10 protein-coding genes are annotated in these 12709 nt (G+C 39.5%); 4 read left to right on the forward strand and 6 right to left on the reverse strand.

The features are described from left to right. Window positions 1–3198 (forward strand): efflux RND transporter permease subunit, encoded by a 3198-nt coding sequence (locus QOL76_RS16160; protein WP_283414011.1) that lies wholly within the window; start codon window positions 1–3, stop codon window positions 3196–3198. A 65-nt stretch (window positions 3199–3263) separates the two neighbouring features. On the opposite strand, the gene QOL76_RS16165 is transcribed toward QOL76_RS16160, so the two are convergent. After that, a complete protein-coding gene (locus QOL76_RS16165) occupies window positions 3264–4415 on the reverse strand; it encodes an ATP-binding protein (protein ID WP_283414012.1) in 1152 nt (383 codons plus the stop codon). A 115-nt stretch (window positions 4416–4530) separates the two neighbouring features. Between QOL76_RS16165 and QOL76_RS16170 the strand changes: the two genes are divergently transcribed. From QOL76_RS16170 to QOL76_RS16180, 3 genes are all read left to right on the forward strand, one after another. Further along, the gene (locus QOL76_RS16170; RefSeq protein ID WP_283414013.1) at window positions 4531–5715 is read left to right on the forward strand and encodes a hypothetical protein; all 1185 of its coding nucleotides are present in this window, start codon (window positions 4531–4533) and stop codon (window positions 5713–5715) included. A 203-nt stretch (window positions 5716–5918) separates the two neighbouring features. Continuing rightward, a complete protein-coding gene (locus QOL76_RS16175; RefSeq protein ID WP_283414014.1) occupies window positions 5919–7073 on the forward strand; it encodes a hypothetical protein in 1155 nt (384 codons plus the stop codon). Window positions 7074–7099: 26 nt separating this feature from the next. Continuing rightward, entirely contained in the window at window positions 7100–8206 is a 1107-nt protein-coding gene (locus QOL76_RS16180) for a carboxypeptidase-like regulatory domain-containing protein (RefSeq protein ID WP_283414015.1), read from the forward strand. A gap of 174 nt (window positions 8207–8380) precedes the next feature. Here the strand turns inward: QOL76_RS16180 and QOL76_RS16185 are convergent, their stop codons facing one another. The 5 genes from QOL76_RS16185 to QOL76_RS16205 form a co-directional block, all read right to left on the reverse strand. Continuing rightward, a complete protein-coding gene (locus tag QOL76_RS16185; RefSeq protein ID WP_283414016.1) occupies window positions 8381–9421 on the reverse strand; it encodes a hypothetical protein in 1041 nt (346 codons plus the stop codon). After that, window positions 9375–9749, reverse strand: a complete 375-nt coding sequence (locus QOL76_RS16190) for a hypothetical protein (RefSeq protein WP_283414017.1) — start codon at window positions 9747–9749, stop codon at window positions 9375–9377. Before QOL76_RS16190 ends, QOL76_RS16185 begins: the two co-directional genes overlap by 47 nt. A gap of 46 nt (window positions 9750–9795) precedes the next feature. Further along, window positions 9796–10962, reverse strand: a complete 1167-nt coding sequence (locus QOL76_RS16195) for a DUF4221 family protein (RefSeq protein ID WP_283414018.1) — start codon at window positions 10960–10962, stop codon at window positions 9796–9798. Window positions 10963–11012: 50 nt separating this feature from the next. Further along, complete coding sequence (locus tag QOL76_RS16200) at window positions 11013–11273, reverse strand: hypothetical protein (RefSeq protein ID WP_283414019.1); 261 nt, start codon at window positions 11271–11273, stop codon at window positions 11013–11015. A 432-nt stretch (window positions 11274–11705) separates the two neighbouring features. Continuing rightward, on the reverse strand, window positions 11706–12401 hold the full coding sequence (locus QOL76_RS16205; RefSeq protein WP_283414020.1) for a hypothetical protein: 696 nt from the start codon (window positions 12399–12401) through the stop codon (window positions 11706–11708). Window positions 12402–12709: the final 308 nt, after the last annotated feature.

Genomic DNA, 12709 nt, shown 5'->3' on the forward strand with positions numbered 1-12709 from the left:
ATGACTCCTTTCAGAATTCTGATAGTCTTTGTAGTCGTTTCCATCCTTGGGTTGGCAGTGATCCCTATGCTTTCTGTGGATCTGAATCCCAGGGCTCGGTCACCAATTTTATCAGTGCGGTTTAGCATTCCTAATGCATCTCCTGAAATTGTAGAGAAGCTGGCTACATCTCCCTTGGAAGGTGCTTTCTCGAGATTAACTGAGCTGAAGGAAATCAATTCAAGTTCCAATTACAACAGTGGCTCCATTACGCTGACTTTCGACAAGAAGGCTGATATGGAGATGAAGAAGTTTGAGATCTCCAGCATGATCCGGCAGATTTACCCACAGATGGATCAGCGTGTTGGTTATCCTTCGGTGTCACAATCTTCTCAGACTAGTTCGCAGGAGAAGTCCCCGATTTTGACCTATAGTGTGAATGGACCATTTGCTTCTTTTGAAATCAAGAAAATAGCGGAGGATATCCTCAAGCCTGCCCTTACGCGCTACGAGGAGGTGGAGCTAGTGGAAGTGCTGGGAGCAAATAACTTACAGCTTTTTGTCACCTACGATATCCAGAAGATGCAATCTTTTGGCGTCACCAGAAATCAGTTGGCCAATAGCATTCAGAGTGCATTTGGGTTGACATTTCCGGGTGCAGTGATGAATAATGAGGGTCAGACGCTCTTTGTACAAGTAGACCGCTCACTTCAGGACAAGGATCAGCTGGAAAATTTGGTCATCAGCGAAACTGGCGGAAAAGAAGTCCGACTTCGTGATGTGGCAAGCATGACCTTAGAAGAAGCTGAGGCGACCAGGTACTACAGGATCAATGGGAATAATTCGGTGACACTTACCGTGTACAACCGCGATGGAGTGAATAAAGTCCTACTAGCTCAACAGCTGAAATTGGCAATTGAGGACGCTGGGAAATCACTTCCAGCTGGGTTTGAGGTACGATTGGAAAACGACGATACGGAATACTTAGAGAAGGAATTGAATAAAATCTATAAACGATCTGGACTCTCGATCCTGATTTTGGTGGTTTTCATTTTTCTTATCAATAGAAACATCAAATACCTGAGTATTCTCTTTTTAGGGATTTTGGCAAATTTGAGCCTTTGTGCGATTGTACTTTATTTCCTGAAAGTAGATATCCACATGTACTCCTTGGCAGGATTGACGATTAGTTTTGGGTTGATCGTGGATAATGCGATCATCATGATTGATCACTTGCACAAGCACAAAAACCGTCGGGTGTTTCTTGCGCTTTTGGCAGCTTCCATGACCACCATTGCTGCATTGATGATTGTCTTTTTCTTGCCAGAGGAAGACCGCAAAAACCTTACGGAATTTTCCATTGTAGTTTCGGTTATGTTGGGTATTTCGCTTTTGATAGCCTTGGTATTTACGCCGGCCTTCTATCAGGTGATGTTCAAGGAGTCTGTGAAGCAAGGCCGCAAATTGACGCTTCCCAAGTTGCGGAAGCGTGTTAAGTATTTGAGGAATTACGAAAGAAGTATAGCTTGGACGGCCAAATACAGAAAGACATTTATCATCTTCCTTATTTTGCTTTTTGGAACCCCAATATTTTTCCTCCCTGCCAAATGGGATGATCACGAGTGGTACAACAAGACCGTGGGTAATACCTTCTATCAGGAGGAAATCCGTCCTTATGTAGACAAAGCACTGGGAGGATCCATGCGGATGTTTGTGCGGGGAGTGTATGAGAAAAGTGGCTATCGTGAGGCTGCAAAGACGAAGCTATACGTGTACTGTCGCCTTCCTTTTGGTAATACACTCGAGCAGATGGACTTTATTATGCGAGAGTTCGAATCTTTCCTGGATGATGTGCAGGGCATAGATCAATTCGTTACCTCAGTGTATAATGGCCAGCAGGGGAGTATAGAAATCACGTTTAAAGAAGCTTATGAAAATGGTGCTTTGCCTTATCAGCTGAAGGGGAAACTATCGGTAAAGTCAACGGATTGGTCTGGAGCTCAATGGAATATCTATGGTGTAGGACAAGGGTTCTATACCGGAGGTTCCAGTGATCAGATTCCTAGCTATCGAGTGAAAATGAAGGGCTACAATTTTGATGAATTGGAGCGGCAAGCCAATGTTTTGGCAGAAAAGCTTTTGCTTCACAAGCGAATCCAAGAAGTAAAAACAAATGAACGGGCTGGGTACGGAGAGCAAAAAACGGAGGAATATGTACTTCGCCTGGATCAGAATAGAATGGCACTGGGGCAGACGAACCAGTATGAGGTTTTGACTGCGTTGCAGGACATGTCAAAGCCCGAGAGAACGTCGACTTTTCTGACACTGGAGGAGAAAAATTACGGTTTGATGATTAGAGAACGTAATGCTGCCGACTTCAGTAAGTTTGACATGGAGCAGAAAGGACTGATCGGAGGTGAAAATAAAATCTACAAAGTCTCCGATTATGGTACGTTAACCAAAGAAACGACTACCAATTCACTTCATAAAGAAAACAGGCAATACATCCGAATTGTAGCTTTCGAATACATGGGTTCGAGGAAGTTTGGGGATGAATATTTGGATGAAGTGCTCGACGAAATGAAGATGACTATGCCGATCGGGTATGAGGCGAAGAAGGATTCCTATAGCTGGAATTATGATCAGCAAAAGCGTCAATATGGCTTATTGGGCTTGCTCATTATTGGGATTTTTATGATTTGCTCGGTATTGTTTGAAAACCTCAAGCAGCCAGTTTACATCATTGCGATTATTCCAATCAGTTTCATTGGGCTATTTCTGATTTTTTCTCTCTTTGATTTTTACTTCGATCAGGGCGGTTATGCTGCCTTTGTGATGCTGGGAGGCTTGGCCGTGAATGCGGGGATTTTTATTGTCAATGACCTGAACAACCGAAGTCAAGGATTATACAATCGAAATGTTTTGAAATCTGTAGCCGGAAAAGCTATTCCAATTTTGCTTACTATTTTGTCCACTTGTTTTGGATTGATTCCATTTATTATAGAAGGGCAAAATGAGATTTTCTGGTTCTCGTTAGCTATAGGAACTATCGGAGGATTGATTTTCAGTATGGTGGGGGTGTTCTGGGTGTTGCCGGTGTTGTTGTGGAAAAAAACCATCATAGAAAAGATAGCTCCCGCCAAGGCGCAGAGGCGCAAGGGGTTTTTCAGAGTTTTCTCACGGCGGCGCGGCGGCGCAGCGGAGTTGGGAAACAGTTGAGGTGTCACCCAAAGCAAACTACCCTTAGCGGGAAGTTGAAGGGTTTTTCATATTTACAAAGATTGTTAAACAGAAATCATTTGGATGAAATGTGTAATCCCCACCACCTGAATGTTTTTTGCCATCGGGTAATTTTCTTCCCGTGGAATTACAACGTGTAATTTTTCGATCCCCAAATCTTCCATTGCTAGATAGGTGCCTTTGGTGAGCTTGGGGCTAAGGCTGAATTTGATTTCTGCGGCTGCAAGCCATTGGTTATTACGCCTGATCAAGAGGTCAATTTCTGAACCGTCTTGCGTGCGATAGAAGTACATTTCGTCATCGGATTTTAGAACTATCGCAACTTGATTAATGACAAATGCTTCCCATGAACTGCCTAAAACAACATTTCCAAAGATGCTATCCATATTCTTGATCCCTAGCAGATAGTGTAGCATTCCCGTATCGCGAAAATATAGTTTGGGGGATTTGACAAGGCGCTTCTTTGTATTGATTGACCAAGAGGGTAACTCTCTCAAGAGAAATGCATCTAGCAGAAAGCTAAGGTAAGTTTTGATCGTGGGCGCGGTCAATCCTAATGATTTGGCAAAAGCCGCATAGCTGAGCACCCCTCCATGTACAGAGGCAATCATCATCAAAAATTGCCTTGTTACCCTTGGATCTGCGGGTAATCCATACTGAGGTAAGTCTCGCTGAATGTAACTTGTGGTGAAGCTGCGGTACCAATCTTGGACGAAGTCCGAATCATGTGACAAGGCAGGCTCAGGAAACCCTCCATAAATCCAGAGATCTTGGCTCGTTATTTTTTCATTAGTTTCCAAAATAGAAAACGGCATCATTTCCAGGTAGTTGATCCGTCCGGCCAAACTTTCAGAACTTTGACGAAGCAGAGAAGGAGATGCAGAACCAAGTATAATAAATCGTCCCGGCTTTCTAGTTTCATCTATGAGAGCTCTCAGTAAAGGGAAAATAGCAGGCTGATGTTGGATTTCATCTAGGATGATGGTTTTGTTTTGATTTTGGGAGAAGAATAATTCAGGATCATTCAGTTTATTTAGATCAGAGTTTTTTTCTAAATCCAGATAAATAGTATTTGTGTTAAGCAATAGCTGTTTAGCTAGGGTGGTTTTACCTACCTGCCTAGGCCCAACTATTCCAGTCACAGGAAACTGTGATATAGATTTTAAGAATGGTTTCTCGATTAGCCTGTGAATCATCCCTGCAAATCTAAAAATTATTTTTAGATTTGCAGGGATGATTTCATTTATATTAGATCCTTTGTCCTATAATTCCCACCTTTCCCGACTAACTTTAAAATCAAAACTCTTTACTATGACTAAATCTCTTCTTTTGAGCCTTACCACACTTTTTGCAACTGTACTTTTTTCCTGTTCTGAAAAAGAAACCATTTCAAACCCAGCTAACCCAGCTCAAGTGCTACAGTTTGAAGTAGTAGACTCTATTATGGTGGATGCGCTGGAAATGTTAGCAGTTTTAGATTATTTGCCTTCCAAGGATTTGTATCTGATGAAGGAACTTCGAAAAGGTAATATTTTCTTGGTGAATGGCGAAGGGAAGATTATTGACAATCGTGATATAGCCGGTGAAGGCCCCGATCAGATTCAAATGGTGGCTGAAGGCCGATTTTATGGTGAGGAGGGGTATCTCTTTAAAGAATTTTCCGGAACCATGGATTTCAGTTTGTACAATTTGGATTTCAAAAAGATCAAGAAATTTGATGGCACCCTAGTGGAATTGAATTCCCTATCCATTTATAATTATAAGCAGTCATTTTCTGTTTTTGAAGAACAGGGAAAATCATTTATAGTAGGTGAGGAGCCTAATTCCTTTTCCAAAGCAGCAATTGATCATGAGAAGATTGGAGCGGATTTTTATAACCAAGCGAACGCTGGTTTTATTTATGATCTGGATGAGGATTCAATAACTTATGTAAATACCTATCCTGAGGATTGGGAACCTAAGAAAACCCAAAAATGGGTTGGTGAGAGTTATCCATTCTTAAGCTACAATCCCAAAACAAAAAAGGTGGCTTCATTGCCAGTTAAAGGAAATCAAATGGGCTTGTATAGGTTGGATGGTTACGAACTGATTTATGAAACTGGAGTAGAGTTAAGTCATCCAGATAGGGAGGGACATGTAGCAGATACAGAAAAAGAAGCGATGATTTATCCAAGTTTCGCTGATATCAAAGCTTTTGGTGATTATCAATTAGTGCAGTTCTATACAGCTATGCCTGAGGATATATATAATGGCTTTAGAGCCAAAGGAGAGAATTTCCAGTCAGATCCTGAATATAGAGATGCAATGATCAAGTATAGAAAACTGCGAAATATAATCGTGAAAGGAGATCGTCAAATAGGAATCCTGAATGAGTTCCCAGTGGCAGGGTCGGTAAATCTTGGTCTGCCAGATGGTACGCTAATCATCAAAGCTGCCGACGGAGAAGTAGAGCGGGATTATAACCTGTTTTATAAAGTGAGGTTGGTGGAGGATTGAGACTTGTTGTTACTTGATTAGCAGTTGATTAGCATTTTTTAACTAATGATTTCGATTTTTATTTTAAATTAGTTTTTAAGAGCTGGATTCTTTTATAAATTATAAAAGAGAAGAATCTCTAATTCGAGTCAATTCATTTTTAGGGATCAATAACTCATCATCAGGTGTTTGAAGAGCCTTTTCTAACTTAATCATACTTTCAAATGAGATGTGTTTTTATTCTACTACTAGCACTGAGTTTTGGCTGTGCACAGCAAAAGACCGAGGAGCTTTCGGAGACAGCGACCTCTCAGGATCCAACAAATATTGTAATTCAGAACTTGGAGTTGGAGCAAGTCCAGTTTAACTATGAAGGTTTTGTTGGTAAAGGATCAGTAGAGCTTGAGGAGGATAAGCTACTTTTTTTGGATCGCCTCTCTATGCAGGTTATTGAATTCAATAAAGATGGTGAGTTTTTGCGAATCCCAATTTCTAATGGAGAAGGTCCATCAGAGATACCTGTTTTTCAGACTTATACTAGTTATAAAGGAAGAAAATTTTTTATGAATGGATGGACTTTGTTTGAATTCAATGAATCAAACAGTCTTTTGAATAGAACATTATTGGACTTCAGTCATTCAAGTGATATAAAAGAAGTTGAATCAAATCCTAAAGTAGATGATATTGGAATATATGAGGTGAAATATTGGGGAAATCAACTGGAAGTCAGAGATGGATTTCTCTATACCAAAATAGAGTCCTCAAACCCAGGGTTCAATTTTGTAATGCACAAGGAGTTTTATGAGAAAGCTCCTCTTTATGGCAAGGTAGATCTAAATACAGGCAAGGTGGTAGAGTTGTTGGGCAAAAGGCCTGCGATATATCTGAACTACAGTTATTTACCTCATTTCGATTATTACTTCCACGATTTTTTGGAAGAGGAAGTTTATATCAGTTTTGAACCCGATTCACTTATCTATATTCTGGATGAGGATTTTGAAGTTCAGGAGGCCTTTGGCAATATGGGAGTTGGTATGGATCAAAGTTACCGGGAAGTTAGTACGGTAGAAGATTGGGAGGATTACTGGCGAATTAATCAAACTCAAAAGGGATTTTACAAGTACATTAAGGTAATCCCAGAAGACGAGTTGGTCTTCAGAACCTACACCACCGGCAATCCTGATCCCAATTCCTTTGAGCTGGGAACAAATCCCCAACGCATGCAGATTTATCACCAAAAGCGTCTGATAGGAGACGTGGAAGTTCCTAACTTCTTTAGTGTAATCGGAAAGATCGAGGATTATTACTATGCTGATGGCTCTCTGGATAATCCTGATAATGAGGAAATAGTGGTTTACAGGTTTAAACTAAATTATTGATACGGACGATATACATATCCTTACTGATGTTTGGTCTTTTGACCAATCAAAAGTTGTTTGCACAAACCTATTCATTTTCTATACTCGCTGGCGAGACCAATAGCCCCATTGCCTATGCGCACATACAGGTAGAGGGTACACTCTATGGTGCGGTGTCTGATGGAGATGGTCGATGCAAAATCCAAATCCAAGCAAAAGATCTGGATGGACAGTTGATTATTTCTTACATGGGATTTCAGTCATTATCCATACCTATAGCAGAACTTAAACGGGACGAACCTAATTTTATTCAACTTAAGGAATCTGAAATTCAGTTAGCAGAATTTAAGGTGATTGATATAGGTGTCTCTCCACAGGAGTTTTTGCAGCAAACCATTGATCTTGCGGATAAAACATTTTATACCAAAGACTATACAGGGCTTGCTACCTACGAGGAACAAATCATAGAAGATGACGAACCTAACTTTAATTATTCCATGGAAGTATTGATAGAAGCGCAAGGTTTTCGTACTGCAAAGGGAAAGAATAAGTATGTAGGAAACGATAAGGCCTATTTAATTAATGTAAGTCAGCTATGGGGAAGTCAGAAATATTCACTTATCAGCGTAGCTGAATTGATTCAATTTACTTTTCCATTTGACAAGCCTGAGGGTGATGATACATATTTTACACAATTTTTCACATTAAAAAATACCTTTGAGAAAGCTTTGTTTATAGATTCCAAAATGGTTTTTACAGGCGACTGGTTTTTTGAAGATTTATATTCTATAAGCGAAGAGATTTTTGTTAAGGTTACCAAAGTGTCAGCTGGTTCTAGGGTTTCTTTCGAAATAGACCGGAATACCTATCATATCAGAAGTATTGAAGTAATTTCTCCCTATAAGGATGATGGAAATTTAATGCGTTCCTATACAAGAGGTGATGTGAATTTCCGTATAGATTACTTTAAAGTTGAAGGTAAGTCTTACCTTAAATCGGTAGAAATAGTCAAGCAAAGCAGCATAAAAAGTGACTCAGTAAATCTTACCAAGCAAAACCGGGGAAAATTAGTTTTTCACCGGTTAGTAGACGAGAAGCCAGATAAAAAGATGGAAATTGATGAGCAGTTTATACGAGAGAAAATATATAAGTGAGTGCTTTTTCACCTAAACGCGTCATAAACCACAATCCCCACCGAAGCCGTGATCAGCTGAAGCGGGCTTTGGCGTGGATTGTAGTCAAATTCTCTGTTGCCTTTATGAGGTAGAAAATTTTGCCTCGGTGAATCTCTCCACTCACAGAAATTTGCTAGTTTCAAATCAATCTATTCAATTCTCATCAAACCCAAACGGAACCACTTTTTCGGAGACTTGTCCTTTCAGCGGATATTTATAAACTTCAAATGATTTCTTCGCCGCTCTCCCTTCATAGGCGTAACCATCATCTATGATCATAGGAAAGAAACTTAATTTGTAAAGAGATTGAAGCTTGTCCTCTTCAGTAAGTCGGTAGAGCTTATAGACTGCGTTTTCCTCTTCCATTCCTGACTCCCAAGTCAGAAAATAGGCCTCACCACTCACATTGTCATAATACATCTTCATCTCGGTATTTTCATTTTCTATAGGTAGCTTACTTCTTCGCATATTTCCATCTTTATCTAGTCGGATGAATGTTTTATGTGTTGCAGCCCAGATATAGGTCATCCCATCCTTATAGCCAAAGTATCTGGAGAAGGTGTCATCTGATTTACCTATCAGCTTGCCATAGGGCTGAAAGATAACAGTAGTATCATCTTTGGTGAGAGAGCCATAGTCAAAAGGTGGAAACTCCTTGAGATCATAACTCATATGGAATCTCTTGGAGTTAATGAATTTCTTCTCTGGCCGATCTATCAAATAAAGCTGAACACCTGTGTCTAGTTCATTCTTTATGTAATCAAAACCAATAATATACTCAGGATTCATAAAAGTATTGGGCGTATTGATGCCATGCGTGATGCCATGGTGAAATTCATAGGCCTCCGCTACCTTCAACTCATTTGCTTCTATTTTGATCATCACCGAATAGTTTACATCCAAAGGACTGAAGATAGAGTCATTCACCTTCACAAATGATTGGGCAGCATCGATCTTCATTTCATCGACGATCAGGTTCGAATCGTCAAGTAAATACATTTTGCGTTTCGTAGGCTTGTTATTAGTCGCATAAATCAGGACTTTGTTTTCTCCCATAGGAAGAAACGAAGTGATCACACAGTTACCGCACCCATAAACGAGCTCTGGCTTTGCTTCCTGAGCGGAAAGAAGTTGAATGATAAGTGCGCTACTCAAGAAGGTAAGCAGCAGAATTTTGTGGAGATATTGATACATAGGAAAAGTTATCTTTAGATGTATTGATTAGGATTGGGCTAAATGCATTCAAATCATAGGATTTAGATTTACTGCCTTCATCAGTATGAATTTTCAGATTTTCGTTTTTTACTAACTTTTTCACTTTTTCCAGTCGCTCATTCGAGACTTGATTGCCAGACAATATTACCGAGATCACTTTTTTTGTGTATTCCAAATCGGCTAATACCTGATCCACACACAAGCTACAACTGTCTAATGGAAGCAAAATCACCTCGTCAGTTACGATTTCGGCTCCTATCGCCTTCAAATATTCTTGAAAATCCTTCTGATAAGGATACGACTCCATTTTTTTATTCTCTGCACAGGAGAATATTACTAAAAGAAGCAGTAAACTAATTGTCTTCCAATTCGAATACCCCAAAAACCATTTGGTCATCATTAGCTCGTTGATTATCATAGATGTATAAACCTTCCTGCGTCACAAATGAGAACATGGGATTAAACCGCACAGCATCCAAGCTATAGAAGCCAATCGGATCCAAGGCTTCACTCAGAATAAAAACCATCCAGTCCGCTTCAAATGCTGTTTTTTTCTCACCATTAGCCTTTCGGAGTTCTTGTTTCTCTTTCGCAAAGCGATAATAGACATGATGAAAGGGATCGTATGTCAACTGCTGAAACCATGCCGATGTCAAGTAGTGATTGACGAACTGTTGAAAATCAGAATCTCTTTTCACTCCCTCATTTTGAAAATTATTCCAAGTTGGATACTGATGCCAAATGACTGAATCTTGATCTAATTGGTATTCATATATACTAGGGTCAGCAGGGAAAGTCACCAAAAAACTACAGTCAGAATTGTGTGTGAGACTAGGTTCTCGTAAGATATCAAAGTAGTTGTCTCCTTTGTAGATACCAGGGTATTGCCCAAATTCACCAAGTACTTCATTATTCACTGGATCAAAGACCATGAATTTATTGCGGTCATAGTAGCCTTTTGATTTCACATCAAGATCTGGATATACAGGCAAAATCCAGACTGAATCCAGAAAAACTGGCCATTGACCCAGATAGGAGTAAGCTACTGTATACATTTCCATACCCTTTGAGTCTCGGATCTTTTTGGGATATGAGTTTACTAGCTCTCCATCACTATTGAAAACTTTTAAGCGATTGTCACGATCTTGAATCGTTACGATACTGTCTTCTCCGAAATAGTGAAAAATATCTAAATCTGGACTGATTGCGCCAGGCCCATCGTCATCAAATGCTAAATGGCGAATAGGCTGATTTCCGCCCAAAGGAATAAAATCTAGTGAGACACTTTGCCTATTCATCCCAATCAAATAAGAATTGTCCTCTTCCTCGATCAATTGGAAATAATCGTAAAAAGGTAGTGTTAGAGAATCAATCAGGATGATTTTGGATCCACTTAAGGTCAATGTGTTTTGGTTTAAAGCTTTATGATTGATTTCTATTACTATAGAAGGTCTCTCGATGTGTTGTGAACATCCTATCAGGAAAAAAAAGCATACTAAAGTGAGCCAGATATTTTTCATATAATATAAATTAGCAAAAGCGGCCTTCATTGAAGGCCGCATAATAATTGTTATTCAGCAAGCTTATCAATTGCAGCAACTGTGCCTACAATTGAGCCGACTACAATTGCCACATCTTTAAGATCTTTCCAGAAACAAACTTGCTTTCCGTCGCAACTTGTGCCAGTTTGTTTACATTTTAAGCCAGAACTAATGGCACAATATTCTTTTTCGAATTCGCCAGTTTGTTCAACGGCAAATACAGGCTGAACTGCAAACAAGCTAGCGGATAGGATTAACCCACTCATTAAAGTTGAAATTTTCTTTTTCATATATGATCTATTAAAACAATTATTACCTACTCATTCGCTTTTCGGTTTAGCGCGGCTACTCTTTAATTTTTTAAGTCGTTTTTCACTTTCACATCCCCGACTTCTGATTTATTGTAATTAAAATTTTTTACAACTAAACCGTTTTTTTTTTTTTACAAAAACAATAGGTGAATCGAAAAAATTATAAGCAAGAACTAAAAATGCAAAAAAAGGCAGATTTATGAGGTTGAAAAGTGAATCCCATCTTTGATCTATAAGATTTCGCAGGCCATAACAATTCAAAACATCTATACTCCTAAAAAAATTTAAATCCCAATCAGAATTTGCCAAATAAGTTACCAAGACTTGTGTCTTTTCTAAAATAAAGTGATTTTGCTACTAGTAAATACCCTAAGAGCGGCCTTAGAGTCATTCTCCTACAAAAAATTCCACTCACCTAAAAGCATCATACACGACAATCCCCACTGAAACGTTAATAAGCTGCAGCGGACTATTCCGAGGTTTATATTCAAATTCACCATCACCTTTATCCGGTAAATAATTAGTATCGCCTCTAGTTAGGAATTGCATGTTGCCGCCATCTTGATAATTCACTCGCAGTTCCAATTTTCCTCCATCGATTCCCGGCAGGGGAACCTGTATTCCTCCGCCGACCTTGTATGCAAAAGCCCAATCCTGCATGTCTTTGCCTGCTTCCACTACATCTTCAAAAATAGTAGGTCGTATTTTGAATCTCGAATAGAGGTAATTGGCACCTACCTGTATTTCCACAAAAGGAGTAAGCTTGCTAGTCATCGAAGGAAGGTATCTAAAGACCGCCATGCCCGAGGTGTAATTATTATTTCTTCTGATCCGAAAATCTTCCACAAAACCAGGGTAGAGGTCATTTCTAACTTCCATTTTCGTCCCATAGATTCCGTAGCTTACTTCCAATCCAGCCTGAATAGGTTGAGCATAGAATTCATACAGTAGTATTCCGGATAGGGTTGGGAAAAATGTTTTGTCCACTGCTTGCTTCAACTTCGATACAGGTATGCCACCTTTGAAGTGTCCTCCGGCTATGAAAAACTGCGCTTTTAGACTTGTCGCGATGCCTAGAAAAAGAAGAAGGAGTATAGATTTCCGCATAAACTTACAGTTAGTTATGTAAATCCGCAATCGCACCAGTAAAGGCCTAAAAGCGACTTCTAATATGGTAAAAGTTGGCATTTAGGCCACTTCGGTCATCGGTCTCCCGATAACTATCGGGACGTCCTGTAAAGCAAAGAAACTATCGCTACTGGCATCATTGCTGACAATCATAATAGTTAGCTATGCATACGGAACAAATAGGTGTGTTTGTTTAGCGAATTCCAAAAAAGTAAAGAAGAAGCCATTTATGTATACTCATCTGTTGCTTTAGCGGACTTTAGTATCTTGATGATGTCAAACCTAAA

The organism is Algoriphagus winogradskyi (assembly GCF_900182815.1).
GTDB classification, from domain to species: Bacteria; Bacteroidota; Bacteroidia; order Cytophagales; family Cyclobacteriaceae; genus Algoriphagus; species Algoriphagus winogradskyi.